Origin of the sequence: Delftia sp. CH05, assembly GCF_009827015.1 — a bacterium.
Classification (GTDB): Bacteria; Pseudomonadota; Gammaproteobacteria; order Burkholderiales; family Burkholderiaceae_C; genus Comamonas; species Comamonas tsuruhatensis.
Window position 1 is genome coordinate 227,350 of sequence record NZ_WUMG01000005.1, and the last position, 16,289, is coordinate 243,638.

Here is a 16,289-nt window from a genome sequence, read left to right on the forward strand (position 1 = left end):
ATTGCCCAGATCCGCCACGAGACCTTCCATGTCTTCATTCCCCTCCAAGCCTTCCCGCCTTGCCTGCAGCCTTGCCCGCCACCATGCCGTTGCCGCGGGCATCGCGCTGCTGGCCCTGCAGCTGTCTCCAGCCGCTCTGGCCCAGGCGGCACAGGCCACAGCCACGGCCGCCAGCACCGACTTCCACATTCCCGCCCAGCCGCTGGACCAGGCGCTGGCCCAACTGGCCCGCCAGGCCGGCCTGCAACTGCTGGCTGCGCCCGAACTCGTGCAGGGCCGCCGCGCGCCCGCCGTGGAAGGGCGCCTGAGCACCGCCGCCGCCGTGGCCCGGCTGCTGCGCGGCAGCGGGCTGGAAGGCCATGTGAGCCAGGGCACGCTGGTGGTGGAAAAGCCCGCCGGCACCGTGGCCCTGCCCGAAGTCACGGTGTCCGCCGTGGGCGAGACCACGACCACCGAGGGCTCGGGCTCCTACACCACGGGGCTGATGAGCACCTCGACCAAGCTGCCGCTGTCCATCCGCGAGACGCCCCAGTCCCTCACCGTGGTCACGCGCCAGAAGATGGACGACCAGGGCATGCTGTCCATCGACGACGTGGCCAACAGCGCCACCGGCATCACCATCAACCGCTGGAGCGACGACCGGGCGCGCTATTTCTCGCGCGGCTTCGTGATCGGTTCGTTCCTGCAGGACGGCGTGCCCGTCTCGTATGAAACCGACACCTCCACCTACGACACCATGGCCATGTACGACCACGTGGAAGTGGTGCGCGGCCCCACGGGGCTGATGACGGGCGTGGGCGACCCTTCGGGCACCATCAACTTCGTGCGCAAGCGCGCGCCGCGCACCACCCAGCGCTCGGTCACCCTGCGCGGCGGCAGCTGGAACCAGGCCGTGGGCGAGGTCGATGTGGGCGGCGCCCTCAACGAGGACGGCTCGGCGCGCGGGCGTGTGGTGGCCTCGGCCCAGTCGCGTGACCACTTCATCGATGGCTATAGCAGCCGCCGCCAGCTGCTGTACGGCACCGCCGAGTTCGACCTGGGGCGCGACACCAAGCTGAGCGTGGGCGGCTCCTATGTGAACGAAGACAACCCCGGCTCGCAATGGATGGGCGTGCCCATGGGCTTCGATGGCTCCTTCCTCGACATTGCGCGATCCAGGCGTTTCTCGCCCTCCTGGAGCAAATGGGACAAGAAGGAGGTCAGCCTGTTCGCCGACCTGGAGCACCGCTTCGACAACGGCTGGAAGGCCAGGCTGGCCGCGCGCGCCCTGCAGGCCCAGTCCGCGCTGGACGGCGCCTACCTGGTCTCGGGCGGCCAGGACGACCAGGGCCGCACGCGCTACGACGTGGCCGGCGGCCTCTACGACTACGACAAGCGCCAGCTCAGCCTCGATGCCTCGGCCCAGGGCCCCGTGCGCCTGTTCGGCCGCGAGCATGACCTGGCCTTCGGCCTCAGCCGACGCACCATCCGCTGGAGCGACCAGGGCTACAGCTACCTGTCGCCCACGGGGGAATGGCTGATCGCCAATGGCGTCGATCCCTATACCTGGAACCCCGACTCGCTGGACCGCTCCGGCCTGCTGGCCGAAGACCTGTGGACGCGCCGCCAGAAGACCACGCTGACCTCGGCCTACGCCACGGGCCGCTTCCTGCTGGCCGAGCCACTGAACCTGATCGCCGGCGCGCGCCTGGACTGGTACGACTTCACCAACGTCCAGCGCCAGGGCAGCTGGAGCCGGGAGCGCGAATTCAGCGAGAAAGCCCATGCCACGCCCTATGCCGCGCTGACCTATGACATCAACAAGACCTACTCGGCCTATGCCAGCTACACCAGCATCTTCCGGCCGCAGGATTTTCTGGATGTCTCGGGCAGCATGCTGGCGCCGGTGGAGGGCCGCAACTTCGAGCTGGGCCTCAAGGGCAGCTACCTGGACGAGCGCGTGAACTTGGCCGTTGCCGTGTTCAACACCACGCAGGACAACCTGCCCCAGGCCATCGCGGACATCAACTCCTGCACGGTGAAGACCAATTGCTACCGCTCCGTCGGCAAGGTCAGGAGCAAGGGGCTGGACGTGGACATCAGCGGCGAGATCCTGCCGCGCCTGAACGCCGGCCTTGGCTATACCTTCACCCAGGCCGAGATCGCCAGCGACAGCACCGAAGGCGCCAAGGGCGCGCCCTATGCCAGCTACACGCCGCGCCACCAGCTCAAGCTGTCGGCCATGTACCACCTGGGCGGCGAGCTGGGCGCATGGCGCGTGGGCGGCGGCCTGCGCTACCAGAGCCGCACCACGTCCGAGTCGCTGACCAGCGCCGAGGGCTATGCAATCCGCCAGCCCGCCCATGCCGTGGCCGACCTGGTCATCGGCTATCGCGTGAACCGGCAGCTGGACCTGCAGATGAACATCAGCAACCTGTTCGACCGCCGCTATTTCGAGACCCTGGGCACGAACAACGGCGGCAACTATTTCGGCGTGCCGCGCAGGCTGCTGCTGACGGCCAAATACCAGTTCTGAACCGCCCATGAAAATGCCCCGCCGGTGGCGGGGCATGGAAGAAAGTGTGAAGCGCGCCGATAAGCCGGATTCTGTGCACGCGGTTGCCCGCATGTGACCGCCATTAATCTGGGCCGGGCGTCGCCGCCCGGCTCGGTGCTACCTACCCGCACACTCCGGGGGCCCCGTCAACGTGTGCCTACTTGGTATTGCTGCGCGTAGAGATTGCCCGTTTCACCCGGGGACGCGTTCCGCGTCCCCGGGTGGCTATGGGGCCCAGGCTTTCGCCTGGGCGTCTGGCTTGCGCCATCCGTCGCCAGCTTGCGCTGGCACCCCATAGAACACCAAGTTGGCGGCACATGTCCCCGACTCGTCTCTGTTGCTCTGATCCTCACCTCACGGTGGACAGCCGTTAGCTGCTACGCTGCCCTGTGCAGTCCGGACGTTCCTCCAGTGCCGTGTTTCCACGATTGCACCAGCGGCGGTCTGGCGTGCTTCACGGGCGGCATTATCTCGCGGCTGGGGCCGGGCTGCAGACAGATGGCGCAACAGCCTCACGGAGGCATGCAGAACTCGCGGCGGAATTGTTCGGGTGAGGTGCCGGCCTCGCGCTGGAACATGGCGATGAAGGCCGAGGGCGTGCTGTAGCCCAGGTCATAGGCGATCTGCTGCACGCTCAGGCCGGCCTCCAGCGCATCGATGGCCAGCAGGTAGCGCATGCGCTGGCGCCATTCGCCCAGGCCCATGCCCAGCTCGCGCTGGCAGTGGCGCGCCAGGGTGCGCTCGGTCATGTGCACGCTGGCGGCCCATTGGGCCAGGCTGCGGTGGTCCTCGGGCGCAGCGCGCATGCGGGTCAGCACTTCGACCAGGGCCGGGTGTTCGGCGGCCGGCAGATAGCCGGGCTCCACGGGAACGGCCCGCAACTGGTCGTAGAGCACACGGGCCAGGCGCAGGTCGGCGTCGGTGGCGGGAATGTGCACGTCGCGCACGGCAAAGTCGGCCAGGATGGCCTTGACGATGGCGCCGATGCGCATGGAGCATGGCTGCGCCGGCAGCTCCCTGCACAGCGCAGGCGCCAGGTAGACCGAGCGGTAGACCACGGCGTGCGCCACATGGCAGCTGTGCACCACGCCGGGCGGCACCCAGACGCCGTACTGCGGCGGCGAGACCCAGCGCTGGCCTGCCGTGTCCATGCACATGCTGCCGTGGGGCGTGTAGTTCAGGTGACCCCAGCTGTGGCTGTGCGGCGGCACCTCGGTGTCGGCGCCGAATTCGTCGTAGCGGAAGTAGTACTCGCCCGGCACATCCTCGACGTTCTGGATGCGCATGGGCTTGCTGGGACGGGGCATGGCGGATGGTCCGGGTTGCGCTATCGATTGTCCGAAACCAGGGATGCACTCCAAGTCGGACAGAACGATCATAGGACCAGTCTTAGGAGTCTTCCAATGGGGTCTTACCTTTTCCCTTTGATCGCCGTGCTCATCTGGTCGGTCAATACCGTGGTCAGCAAGATGGCGGCCGACAGCATCGGCGCGGCCGAGATCGGTTTCTACCGCTGGCTGGTGGCAGCCGTGCTGTTCACGCCCTTCCTTTTGCCGTCCATCTGGCGCCAGCGCGCCGACATCCGGCCGCAGCTGCCGCGCCTCATCGTGCTGGGAATGCTGGGCATGGTGATCTACCAGAGCCTGGCCTATTACGCGGCCCATATGACATCGGCCACGCACATGGGCCTGATCGGCTCGCTCACGCCCATGATGGTGCTGGGCCTGTCCACCGCCATGCTGGGCCAGGCGTTGAGCCGGGGCGCCGTGCTGGGCTGCGTGCTGGCGATTGCGGGCGTGGCCCTGGTGGTGTCTTCGGGGCAGCCTGCCACCTTGCTCACCCAGGGCCTCAATGGCGGTGACGCGCTGATGTTCGTGGCCATGCTGGCCTATGCCGTCTACAACATCCTGCTCAAGCGCTGGCCCATGCCGCGCCTGGCCACGGTGCAACTGCTGTACCTGCAGATCCTGGTGGCCGTGATCGCGCAGCTGCCGCTGTTCCTGATGGCGCCGCGCACGGGGCTGAACGCGGCCAACCTGCCGCTGGTGGGCTTTGCGGGCATCATGGCCTCCATCGCCGCGCCGCTGCTGTGGATGATGTCGGTGGCGCGCATCGGGCCGGGCCGCTCCAGCATGTTCTTCAACCTGGTGCCCATCTTCACGGCCGTGATCGCCTTCATGGCATTGGGCGAGCCCCTGGCGGCCTACCACGCCGTGGGCGGCGTGCTGACCATCGGCGGCCTGCTGCTGGCCGAGCTGTGGAAGCAGCCTTTGCGCGCACCGCGTGCTGCCGCCACCGCCTGAAAAATCAGGGTTTTCCCGAGCGCAAATGGTGCACGCATGCCGCATGCCGGTGCGGCGCCCGCACCATTGCTGCCCATAAGAATTTGCATTCAGGCCTGCTCATAATTTCTTGTTGGACAGCCCTGTCCTGCCTTTCGATACTGCCGCCAAAGGAACCGCTGCAAGCGCCAGACGCCTGAGGTTCCCACGACACACGGGCCCGGTCCCAGCGGCCTGGCCCGTGTGCCCGCTGCACTTTCGAAGACAGGAGACACCCCATGAGCAGCCCGGCATCCGCCGCACATCCCCTCGCACAGAGCACAGGCGCCGGCGAGGCCGCGTCCCTCGACATGGACGCCACCTATCGCAAGATCGCCTGGCGCCTGATCCCTTTTTTGGTCCTGCTCTTCATCCTGGCCTGGATAGACCGCGTCAACGTCGGTTTCGCCAAGCTGCAGATGCTGGACGACCTGCAGTTCAGCGAGGCCATCTACGGCCTGGGCGCAGGCATCTTCTTCATCGGCTACTTCCTGTTCGAAGTGCCCAGCAACCTGCTGCTGGAGAAGATCGGCGCGCGCAAGACGCTGGCGCGCATCACCATCCTGTGGGGCGCGGCCTCCATGGCCATGGCCTACGTGACCACGCCCACCATGTTCTACGTGCTGCGCTTCGTGCTGGGCGTGGTGGAGGCCGGCTTCTTCCCCGGCGTGGTGCTGTACCTGACCTACTGGTTCCCGGCCCGCCACCGGGCGCGCGTCAACGGCCTGTTCATGACCTCGTTCGCCATTGCGGGCGCGGTGGGCGGCCCGATTGCGGGTGCCATCATGAATGGCATGCAGGGCGTGGGCCATCTGTCCAACTGGCAGTGGCTGTTCATCCTGGAAGGCATTCCCTCGGTGATCGCCGGCTTCTTCGTGCTGCTGTACCTGCCCGAGAAGCCCGCCAACGCCAGGTGGCTGAGCGCGGCCGAGCAGCGCGCCGTGACCGCTGCCGTGGAGGCCGAGAACCAGGGCGGCCACAAGCATGTGTCCTTCCTGGACGCCTGCCGCAACTACCGCGTGTGGCTTTGCGCCGCCGTGTATTTCTGCATCGTCAGCGGCAACGCCACCATCGCGTTCTGGTCGCCGTCCATCATCAAGGAGATCGGCATCCAGAACACGCTGCAGATCGGCCTGATCTCGGCCATTCCCTTCCTGGCCGGCACCCTGGCCATGGTCTGGAACGGCATGCATTCGGACAAGACCGGCGAGCGCCGCATGCACTGCGCCCTGTCCGCACTGATCGCGGCGGCGGGCCTGATCCTCACGGGCCTGTTCCTGCACAACGCCGTGCTCGCCCTGTGCGCGCTGACGCTGGCCTCCATCGGCATCCTCGCGGCCTTTCCCGTGTTCTGGTCGATTCCTGCCGCCTTCCTGGCCGGCACGGCGGCGGCCGGCGGCATTGCGCTGATCAACTCCATCGGCAACCTGGCCGGCTTCGTGGCGCCCTACATGATCGGCGCGCTCAAGACCAGCACGGGATCGCTGTCCTCAGGCCTGTACTTCGTGGCAGCCCTCGAATTCCTGGCGGCCTTCCTGGTCGTGCTCTTCGTCAGGAAGCAGTGAGGCCTGCGCGTGCGGTGCCGCTCCACGCCCTCCGCACGCCACAGCCTGACTTCCGCGTTTTCTCACCGGGGCCCGCGGCCCCGAATTCCCCCTGGATCGCCTGCCATGCAACTGCAGTTCACCACCCCCGAAGGCCAGACCTTCGCCCCTGAATTCGACACCCTCATCGTCGCCGGCTGGGCCGGCCGCGACCGCGAGGCCATCGAGCACCACATTGAGGAGCTGGCCGCCATCGGCATCCCGCGCCCCAGCGCCGTGCCGCTGTACTACCGCATCTCCAGCAACCAGCTGAGCCAGCACAGCGCGCTGCAGGTGCTGGGCCCGGACTCCTCGGGCGAGGTCGAGGTCTTCGTGTTCACGCACGAAGGCGAGATGTTCGTGAGCCTGGCCTCCGACCACACGGACCGCAAGCTGGAAGCCTACAGCGTGGCCTTTTCCAAGCAGGCCTGCGTCAAGCCCGTGGCCACCCAGGCCTGGCGCTTTGCCGACGTGGCCGGCCACTGGGATGAGCTGGTCGTGCGCTCGTGGATCGTGGAAGACGGCCGCGAGGTGCTCTACCAGGAAGGCACGCTGGCCAGCCTGCGCACGCCCCAGGACCTGATCGCAGGCTTCACGGGCGGCAAGGATCTGCTGCCCGCAGGCTGCGGCATGACCTGCGGCACGGTGGGCGCCATCGGCGGCATCCGCCCCTCGACGCAGTTCTCCATGGAGCTGTACGATCCCCGCAGCCAGCGTTCCATCCGCCACAGCTACCGCAGCGAACTGCTGGACGTCGTGGCCTGAGCCGCGACTCCGATCCGCCCACGCCCGCCTTCACCCACAGGACTTCCCACATGACCCAAGCCCTCCCCCTGCCCAGCCTGGAACTGGCATCACAGCGCCTGCATGGCGGCGAAACCACCTCGGTGCAGCTGACCGAGCAGGCCCTGGCCCGCACCATGTCGGGGGAAGGCCCCAAGGTGTTCACGCGCGTGTTCCAGGGCGCGGCCCTGGCCGAGGCCCGCGCCAGCGACGTGCTGCGTGCGGCCGGCCTGGCGCGCTCGCCCATTGAGGGCCTGCCGGTCTCGGTCAAGGACCTGTTCGACATCGCCGGCTTTCCCACGCTGGGCGGCTCGCGCCTGCTGGCCGACGCACCGCCCGCGCAGCGCACGGCCGAAGTGGTGCAGCGCCTGCGCCAGGCCGGCGCCGTCATCGTGGGCACGACCAACATGACCGAGTTCGCCTACTCGGGACTGGGCATCAACCCGCACTACGGCACGCCGCGCAATCCCTGGCAGCGTGACGAGGACGGCGGCCGCATCCCGGGCGGCTCGTCCTCGGGCGCGGCCATCTCGGTCACCGACGGCATGGCCATGGCGGCCATCGGCTCGGACACAGGCGGCTCGGTGCGCATTCCTTCGGCGCTGTGCGGGCTCACGGGCTTCAAGCCCACGGCGCGCCGCGTGAGCATGGAAGGCGTGCTGCCGCTGTCGGCCAACCTGGACTCCATCGGCCCGCTGGCCCCCAGCGTGCGCTGCTGCGCCACGCTGGATGCCATCCTCAGCGGCGAACCGCTGGGCGAGCTGCATGCCGCGCCGCTGCAGGGCCTGCGCCTGCTGGCACCCACCAACGTGGTGCTGGACGGCATGGACGCCACCGTGGCCGCGGCCTGGGAGCGCACGCTGGCCCGGCTGTCGCAGGCAGGCGCCCACATCACCCATGCCGTGGTCGCGCCCTTCGGCGAGCTGGCCGACATCAATTCCAAGGGTGGCTTCACGGCCGCCGAGGCCTGGGCCTGGCACCGCCACCACATCGCCACGCGCCTGTCCGAGTACGACCCGCGCGTGGGCACGCGCATCCTGCGCGGCAAGGACATCAGCGCGGCCGACTACATCGACCTGCTGGCACGCCGCAGGCAGTGGATTGCCGCCGTGAGCGCGCAGATGGCCGACCATGACCTGATCGTCATGCCCACCGTGCCCGTGGTCGCCCCGAAGATCGCCGACCTCACGCAGAGCGACGAGGCCTACTTCGGCGCCAACGGCCTGATCCTGCGCAACCCCACGCTGATCAACTTCCTCGACGGCTGCGCCATCTCCCTGCCCTGCCACCGCGCAGGCGAGGCGCCCGTGGGCCTGAGCCTGGCCGGCCTCGGCGGGCAGGACCGGCGACTGCTGTCCGTGGCCCTGGCCGTGGAGCAGCTGCTGGCTTCGGCGCAGGGCTGATCGACCAGACGGCCTCGGGCCTAGCCGCCCAGGCCGCTGCCCGGCAGCCGCGCCACGGCCTGGCCGTGGTTCAGCGCAAAGGCGGCGGCGGTCTCCTCGGCCGCGCGCGCCACCACTTCGGTCAGCGGGTTCTGGTGGTCGTTGCGGTAGCAGGCCACCAGCGGCAGCGAGGGGAACTCACGGTCCACGCGCAGCAGGCGCAGGCGCTGCTCGGCCAGCTCGCGCTGGATGATGGCCGGCGGCACGGCGGCCACGCCCAGGCCGTCGCAGACCACGCGGATCATGGTGGCCACCGAGGCGATGCAGTTCAGGTGCACCGAGGCGCTGCTTTCGGTGGAGAACAACTGCTCGATCACCGCATACGGCTCGGAGCCGCGCGCAAAGCACATGATGGGAAAGGCCGCCAGCTCGGCCAGGCTCAGGGTCTCGTCGCCAATGCCCAGCTTGGGGCTGCCCACCCAGGCCATGGGAAATTCGCCCAGCGACAGATGGCCCACGCCGGCCGCCGTCACGGGCTTGGCCTGAAGCGACAGGTCCAGCTGACCCTTCACCAATTGGTCGGACATGTGCAGCGTGGTGTCGCAGGCGATCTCCACCTGCAGGCGCGGATAGCGCTGCTGCAGCAGCGCCAGGAAATCGGGAAACCAGCTGTGCACGATGGACTCGATGGCGCCGATGCGGATCACGCCCGCATAGGCCTGCTTGTCCAGCATGTCCTCGCGCATCTCGCGCATGAGGCGCAGCATGCGCTCGGCATGGACCAGGGCCTTGGCGCCGTCGGCCGTGAGCGTGACCTCGCGCACGCCGCGGTCGAACAGGCGCACGCCGAACTCCTGCTCCAGCGTGGCGATGCGGCTGGAGACGGCGGCCTGCGTGGTGTACAGCCGCTCGGCCGTCATGCGGAAATTGCGCAGCTCGGCCAGCAGCACAAAGGTTTCCAGGAACCGTAGATTCATGCGGCGATGTTAGCCGTCCAGGCCATATCGATATAGCCCATGCATGGAACGCCTGCGTGCACAATGCTCCGTGACCGCGCACGCTGGCTGCGCAACACCCCGACTGTCCAACCACCACCCCAAAATCGCGGAGGTCCGATGAGAGCTGACAACATCCTGCAAACGATTGGCAACACGCCCCACGTGCGCATCAACCGCCTGTTCGGCGCCGGTGCCAATGTGTGGATCAAGTCCGAGCGCGGCAACCCCGGCGGCTCCATCAAGGACCGCATCGCGCTGGCCATGGTCGAGGACGCCGAGAAGTCCGGCGCCCTGAAGCCCGGCGGCACCATCATCGAGCCCACCAGCGGCAACACCGGCGTGGGCCTGGCCCTGGTGGCCGCCGTCAAGGGCTACAAGCTGGTGCTGGTCATGCCCGAGAGCATGAGCATCGAGCGCCGCCGCCTGATGCTGGCCTACGGCGCCAGCTTCGACCTCACGCCCAAGGAAAAGGGCATGAAGGGCGCCATCGCCCGCGCCCAGGAACTGGCCAGCCAGACGCCCGGCGCCTGGATCCCGCAGCAGTTCGAGAACCCCGCCAACATCGATGTGCACGTGCGCACCACCGCCCAGGAAATCCTGGCCGACTTCCCCGAAGGCCTGGATGTGCTGATCACCGGCGTGGGCACGGGCGGCCACCTGACCGGCGTGGCGCGGGTGCTCAAGGCCCAATTCCCCCAGCTCAAGGTCTTTGCCGTGGAGCCTGCCGCATCGCCCGTGATCTCGGGCGGCCAGCCCTCGCCCCACCCCATCCAGGGCATTGGCGCAGGCTTCGTGCCCAAGAACCTGGACACCAGCCTGCTGGACGGCGTGATCCAGGTCGAGGCCGAACCCGCGCGCGAGTACGCACGCCGCTCGGCCCGCGAGGAAGGCATCCTGGTCGGCATCTCCTCGGGCGCCACGCTGGCCGCCATCGCGCAGAAGCTGCCCGAGCTGCCCGCAGGCGCCAAGGTGCTGGGCTTCAACTACGACACGGGCGAGCGCTACCTGTCGGTGGAAGGCTTCCTGCCGGCCTGACCGCCCTGCCCCCTGAACAAGCCAAAGGCCCTTCGCGGGCCTTTTGTCATGGCAGATCCGTTCAGATCGTCAGGCCCTGAGCCAGGTGCCGCAGCAGCGCATCCACCTTGGGCAGCAACTGGCGGCTGCGCGGCCAGACCAGGTGCAGCGGCAGGCCATCGACTTCGGCGCCGGGCAGCAGCCGCAGCAGGTGGCCATCGCGCAGCGGCGCCTCAACCATCCACGTGGCCAGTTGGGCGATGCCGCAGCCCGCCATCACGGCAGCCACCACCGCTTCGCCATCGCCCAGCACCATGCGCGGCTGCACCGCAATGGCGCCGGCACTGCTCTGCCATGCACTCATGCCTGCATCGGTCCTTCCATAGGCCACGGCATCATGGCCGGCCAGTGCCTGCAGGCTGTCAGGCGCTCCGCGCCGCTCCAGATACGCAGGCGATGCGCAGAACACCAGCCGCTCCCGCCCCAGCAGACGCTGGCCCAGTCCCGCAGGCAGCTGCACGCTGCCGCCTATGCGCACGGCCACGTCGATGCCTTCGTCCACCACGTCCACGAAGCGGTCCGTGAACGACACCTGGGGCTGCACCGCCGCATGGCGCTGTGCAAACTCCAGCAGCAGCGGCATCACCTTGAGCCGTCCGTACAGCGCCGGCAGGTCCACGCGCAGCCTGCCTGCGGGCTCCAGGTGCTCGGCGGCCAGCACCTGCTCGGCCGACTCCAGCTCGCCCAGCACGCGCACACAGGTGCGGTAGAAGGCCTCGCCGGCATCGGTCAGCCGCAGCCGCCGCGTCGTACGTTCAAACAGGCGCGTCGCCAGCCGGGCTTCCAGCCGGGCCACGGCCTTGCCCACGGCCGAGCCCGTCAGGTGCAGCCGCTCGGCAGCAGCCGTGAAACTGCCCGCGTCTGCGGTACAGACAAAGGCCTCGATGCCCTTGAGACGCTCCGAAGGAAACATGGCGATGGCGGCTTTCATTCAAGAATCAATTTCCAGTATCTGCAGAAAATTCATCCGAGATAAGAATTCACATCTTAAATAAGCTCGCGGGCCTGTTGTTTCTTTTCCCCGGAGTCTTTGCGCATGTCCCCTGCCCCATCCCTGAACCGCGATGCCCGCCCCTCCATTCCTGCCACCCAAGGCAAGGCCGCCACCGCCGTGCTGGCGGTGGCGGCTTTCGTCATCGTCACAACGGAGTTCCTGATCGTCGGCCTGCTGCCGGCGCTGGCGCGCGACCTGGGCACCAGCGCGGCGGCGGCCGGCCAGCTGGTCACGCTGTTCGCCCTGGTCGTGGCGCTGGCCGGTCCGCCGCTCACGGCCTGGCTGGCACCGGTGGGCCGCAAGCGCCTGTTCGTGGCCATTGCCCTGCTGTTTGCGGGCTCCAACGCGCTGGCGGCCGTGGCGCCCAGCCTGGGCGTGCTGGCACTGGCGCGCCTGCTGCCGGCCATGGCGCTGCCGGTGTTCTGGGGCACGGCCAGCGAAACCGCTGCGCAACTGGCAGGACCGTCACGCGCAGGCCGTGCCGTGGCCAGCGTCTACCTGGGCATTTCTGCGGCGCTGCTGCTGGGCATTCCCCTGGGCACGCTGGCCGCCGATGCCGTGGGCTGGCGCGGCGCCTTCGGCCTGCTGGCCCTGCTGTCGCTGCTGGTGGCCCTGGCCCTGCAATGGAAGATGCCGGCGCTTGAAGGCGCGCCCCGCATGCCCCTGGCGCAGCAGTTGCGCGTGTTGCGCACTCCCCGGTTCCTGGCGCAGATTGCGCTGTCGGTGCTGGTCTTCACGGCCATGTTCACGGCCTATACCTATCTGGCCGAAATCCTGGAGCGCGCCGCCGGCGTGGCACCCGCACGCGTGGGCTGGTGGCTGATGGGATTTGGCGCCGTCGGCCTGGCCGGCAACTGGCTGGGCGGGCGCTGGGCCGAGCGCCACGCGCTGAGAGTCACAGCGGCCCTGTGCCTGGTACTGGCCCTGGGCATGGCGGCCACCGTGCAGCTGGCCCAGGCCCTGCCCTGGCTGGTGGTCGCGCTGGCCGTCTGGGGCGTGGCCAACACGGCCCTGTACCCGGTCTGCCAGATCCGCGTCATGCAATCCGCACCCCAGGCGCAGGCCCTGGCGGGCACGGCCAATGTCTCGGCCGCCAATGCCGGCATTGCGCTGGGTGCCCTTTTGGGCGGATGGGCACTGCAGACCGCAGGCCCTCTGTCCACGGGCCGGGTTGCCGCCGGCCTGGCCATGCTGGCGGCCGTGGCGGCGCTGTGCATGGCACGCTCGGGGCGAGCAAGGCACGCGCACTGCGCATGATCCACTCCACGAAGAGCCAGGGCCGGCAATCGCAGCGGCGTGCATTGTTGCTGGCCGCTGCATGCTGCGTTGTCTGCTCGCGCACAAAGTGAACCGCCTCGGGCCTGGACAATCCGTACCGGCGCCGCGACCGCATCCCGGACCGCCGCCTGTGTGCAGCGGAGACGTGACGCCCAGCCCGGCGTAAGACAGTTGTGTGGAGATCTCTTACAAAACATGTTGCGCCCAAAGGTCATGCTGAACGCGCATCGGGCAAACCCGACTCTGGCCTACGATGGTCTGACCAAGGAGTAAAAAAATCTTGTTCGGTTTCTTTGAAAAACGCGTCCCGCCCTATCCCAGCGTCGAGCCCACGGTCCCGCCCAAGGGCTTTTTCGCCTTCATCTGGGCCTGCACGCAAGGCATGCGCGGCTGGATCGCGCTGCTGACCTGCACCTCGGCGCTGCTGGCCGTCTACGAGGCGGCGCTGTTCGCCCTGATGGGCCATGTGGTGGACTGGCTGTCCACCGTGTCGCCGGCAGGCTTCTGGGAGCAGCAGCGCGGCACGGTCTGGGGCATTGCCGCCATCCTCTTGTCCAGCGTGCTGCTGCTGGCCTTTCACACGGCAGTGATGCACCAGGTGCTGGCCATCAATTTCCCCATGCGCCTGCGCTGGGTGTTCCACCGGCTGATGCTGGGCCAGAGCATGTCGTTCTATGCGGACGAGTTCGCGGGCCGCATCACCACCAAGATCATGCAGACGGCGCTGTCGGTGCGCGAAGTGGTGTTCATGGTGGTCGATGTGCTGGTGGGCGTGAGCGTCTACATGATCGGCATCCTGGTGCTGGCGGCCAGCTTCGAGTGGCGGCTGATGATTCCGTTCGCGCTGTGGCTGCTGGCCTATATCGGCGCCTGCTTCTACTTTGTCCCGCGCCTGGGCAAGATCGGCAAGGAGCAGGCCGATGCGCGCTCCATGATGACGGGCCGCGTGACCGATGCCTATACCAACATCGCCACCGTCAAGCTGTTCGCCCACACGCGCCGCGAGGCCGAGTACGCGCGCAACGCCATGGACGCCTTCAAGTCCACCGGCTATGCGCAGATGCGGCTGGTCAGCCTGTTCGAGATCACCAACCACCTGATGATCACCCTGCTGCTGGTGGGCTCCACGGGCACGGCGCTGTACCTGTGGTCTGCCGGCCAGGCCAGCGCGGGCGTGGTGGCAGCGGTGATTGCCATGGCGCTGCGGCTGATGGGCTATTCGCACTGGGTGATGTGGCAGATGACGGGCCTGTTCGAGAACGTGGGCACCATCCAGGACGGCATCCTCACGCTGACCAAGCCGCGCACCATCGTGGATGCGCCCGACGCCAGGCCGCTGCAGGTCACGCACGGCGCCATCGCCTTCGAGGACCTGAGCTTTGCCTACAAGGACGGCGGCAAGCAGGTGATCGACCACCTGAACCTGCACATTCGCGCGGGCGAGCGCATCGGCCTGATCGGCCGCTCGGGCGCGGGCAAGTCCACGCTGGTGAACCTGCTGCTGCGCTTCCATGAACCCCAGGGCGGGCGCATCACCATCGACGGGCAGGACATCCGCACCGTCACGCAGGACAGCCTGCGCGGCGCCGTGGGCATGGTGACGCAGGACACCTCGCTGCTGCACCGCTCCATGCGCGACAACATCCTCTACGGCCGCCCCGATGCGACCGAGCAGGAGATGCTGGTCGCCGCGGACAAGGCCGAGGCCTCGGACTTCATCGCCACGCTGACCGACCTCAAGGGCCGCAGCGGCTACGACGCCCAGGTGGGCGAGCGCGGCGTCAAGCTGTCGGGTGGCCAGCGCCAGCGCGTGGCGATTGCGCGCGTGATGCTCAAGGACGCGCCCATCCTGCTGCTGGACGAGGCCACCAGCGCGCTGGACAGCGAGGTCGAGGCCGCCATCCAGCAAAGCCTGGACAGCCTCATGCACGGCAAGACCGTGATCGCCATCGCCCACCGCCTGTCGACCATCGCGGCCATGGACCGGCTCATCGTCATGGACCAGGGCCAGATCGTCGAGCAGGGCACGCACCAGCAACTGCTGGAGCTGGGCGGCATCTACGCCAAGCTGTGGTCGCACCAGAGCGGCGGCTTCCTCGCAGAGCAGGGCTCGGAAGCTGCCAACGCCAACGGCTAGACGCTCACCGGCTGGTGGACCTGCGGGCCATGGCCAGGTTGCCGCCCGCGTAGCGGCCTCAATCCTCCAGGCCTATGTTCTGCACGATCTTCTTCTCGTCCTCGAACGCCTTCTTGGCGAACGCCGTGTACTCCTGGCTGCCGCGGAACTGCGTGCGCACGCCGTAGTTGCCGACGACCTGGCGGAAGGCCGGGTCGTCCATGGCGGCCTTGATGGCGGCTTCGAGCTTGCCCACGATCTCGGGCGGCAGGCCGCGCGGCCCGGCAATGCCCAAGGGCGAGGGCACATCGAAGGCATAACCGGCCTCGCGGAACGTGGGCACGTTGGCAAAGGCCTCGGGCCGCACCTCGGAGGCCGAGGCCAGGGCGCGCAGCTTGCCCGAGCTCAGGTACGGCAGCACCGTGTTGGCGTACACGCCGGACTTGATATGGCCGGCCATCAGCGAGTTCAGCGCCTCGGCATCGCCCTTGAAGGGCGCATGCGTGAAGCGTGCGCCCGTGGCCTGCTCCAGCAGCGCCATCACCACGTGGTTGGCCGTGAACTTGCCCGGCGTGCCGTAGTCCACGGCGCCCGGATTCTTCTTGGCGAACTCGACCAGGTCCTGCACCGTCTTGAACGGCGAGTCCTGGGGCACGGCCAGCACGAAGTCATAGGTCATGTAGGTGGCGATGTAGCTGAGATCGCGCACCGGGTCGTACTGCACCTTCTGGATGTGCGGCTGGCGGAAGATGCTCACGGGCGCCAGCGTCAGGCGATAGCCGTCCGGCTTGGCCGATCGCATGTCCATCACGCCCATGGACGCGCCTGCGCCGGGCTTGTTCTCGATCACCACAGTCTGCCCCAGCTGCTTGCCCATGCCCTGGGCCAGCGCACGCGCCACCACATCGGTCACGCCGCCCGCGCCGTAGGGCACGACCAGGCTGATGGGGCGGCTGGGATAGCTGTCCTGCGCCCATGCTGCGCCCGTCATCAGGACCGATGCGCACATCCATGCGCCAAACACTCGTCTTTGCATTTCCATCTTCCTCAGAGGCTCACGACCATCGAACTTGCTGCTGTTCAATTTAGATGGATGCATGCCAACCATGGATTCGGGCAAGCCCGTAGCGTTGGTGCGTCTGGGGAAAACGCGCAGCGTGGGTGCGGGACTGATGGCTCTATAGCAGGGGGTGGCGTGGTTGCTTGGTTTGCGGGGGGTGGTGG

The 16,289-nt window shown here is 68.0% G+C and carries 12 protein-coding genes and 1 other RNA gene; 8 read left to right on the forward strand and 5 right to left on the reverse strand.

Annotated features, from left to right (window positions below; genetic code table 11):
- The first annotated feature begins 28 nt into the window (after window positions 1-28).
- Entirely contained in the window at window positions 29-2,515 is a 2,487-nt protein-coding gene (locus GRX31_RS07305; protein WP_160852039.1) for a TonB-dependent siderophore receptor, read from the forward strand.
- A 44-nt stretch (window positions 2,516-2,559) separates the two neighbouring features.
- Here GRX31_RS07305 and rnpB read toward each other — a convergent pair.
- Together rnpB and GRX31_RS07315 are read right to left on the reverse strand one after the other, a co-directional pair.
- Window positions 2,560-2,992, reverse strand: an RNA gene (gene rnpB, locus GRX31_RS07310) — RNase P RNA component class A.
- 56 nt (window positions 2,993-3,048) lie between these two features.
- A complete protein-coding gene (locus tag GRX31_RS07315) occupies window positions 3,049-3,843 on the reverse strand; it encodes an AraC family transcriptional regulator (protein WP_016453123.1) in 795 nt (264 codons plus the stop codon).
- Between the two features lie 96 nt (window positions 3,844-3,939).
- On the opposite strand from GRX31_RS07315, the gene GRX31_RS07320 reads away from it, so the two are divergent.
- The 4 genes from GRX31_RS07320 to GRX31_RS07335 all read left to right on the forward strand — a co-directional run bounded on the left by GRX31_RS07320 (window position 3,940) and on the right by GRX31_RS07335 (window position 8,626).
- Window positions 3,940-4,839, forward strand: a complete 900-nt coding sequence (locus GRX31_RS07320) for a DMT family transporter (RefSeq protein WP_034366269.1) — start codon at window positions 3,940-3,942, stop codon at window positions 4,837-4,839.
- A 257-nt stretch (window positions 4,840-5,096) separates the two neighbouring features.
- Window positions 5,097-6,422 carry an MFS transporter gene (locus GRX31_RS07325; RefSeq protein ID WP_016448052.1) on the forward strand — a complete coding sequence of 442 codons (1,326 nt, stop codon included), beginning with the start codon at window positions 5,097-5,099 and terminating at the stop codon, window positions 6,420-6,422.
- Between the two features lie 105 nt (window positions 6,423-6,527).
- Complete coding sequence (locus GRX31_RS07330; protein WP_043822013.1) at window positions 6,528-7,205, forward strand: DUF2848 domain-containing protein; 678 nt, start codon at window positions 6,528-6,530, stop codon at window positions 7,203-7,205.
- Between the two features lie 50 nt (window positions 7,206-7,255).
- Entirely contained in the window at window positions 7,256-8,626 is a 1,371-nt protein-coding gene (locus tag GRX31_RS07335; RefSeq protein WP_034366266.1) for an amidase, read from the forward strand.
- 20 nt (window positions 8,627-8,646) lie between these two features.
- Here GRX31_RS07335 and GRX31_RS07340 read toward each other — a convergent pair whose 3' ends face one another.
- Window positions 8,647-9,582, reverse strand: coding sequence for a LysR family transcriptional regulator (locus GRX31_RS07340; protein WP_017406934.1), 936 nt, complete (start codon window positions 9,580-9,582; stop codon window positions 8,647-8,649).
- 138 nt (window positions 9,583-9,720) lie between these two features.
- Between GRX31_RS07340 and cysK the strand changes: the two genes are divergently transcribed.
- Window positions 9,721-10,638, forward strand: a complete 918-nt coding sequence (gene cysK / locus GRX31_RS07345) for a cysteine synthase A (RefSeq protein WP_016448056.1) — start codon at window positions 9,721-9,723, stop codon at window positions 10,636-10,638.
- A gap of 61 nt (window positions 10,639-10,699) precedes the next feature.
- Here the strand turns inward: cysK and GRX31_RS07350 are convergent, their stop codons facing one another.
- Window positions 10,700-11,608: a LysR family transcriptional regulator gene (locus GRX31_RS07350; protein WP_017406936.1), complete on the reverse strand. Its 909-nt coding sequence runs from the start codon at window positions 11,606-11,608 to the stop codon at window positions 10,700-10,702.
- A gap of 105 nt (window positions 11,609-11,713) precedes the next feature.
- On the opposite strand from GRX31_RS07350, the gene GRX31_RS07355 reads away from it, so the two are divergent.
- Entirely contained in the window at window positions 11,714-12,928 is a 1,215-nt protein-coding gene (locus GRX31_RS07355) for an MFS transporter (RefSeq protein WP_016453117.1), read from the forward strand.
- A 301-nt stretch (window positions 12,929-13,229) separates the two neighbouring features.
- Complete coding sequence (locus GRX31_RS07360; protein WP_160852041.1) at window positions 13,230-15,086, forward strand: ABC transporter ATP-binding protein; 1,857 nt, start codon at window positions 13,230-13,232, stop codon at window positions 15,084-15,086.
- Window positions 15,087-15,144: 58 nt separating this feature from the next.
- On the opposite strand, the gene GRX31_RS07365 is transcribed toward GRX31_RS07360, so the two are convergent.
- Window positions 15,145-16,101 (reverse strand): tripartite tricarboxylate transporter substrate binding protein, encoded by a 957-nt coding sequence (locus GRX31_RS07365; RefSeq protein WP_160852043.1) that lies wholly within the window; start codon window positions 16,099-16,101, stop codon window positions 15,145-15,147.
- Between the last annotated feature and the right edge of the window lie 188 nt (window positions 16,102-16,289).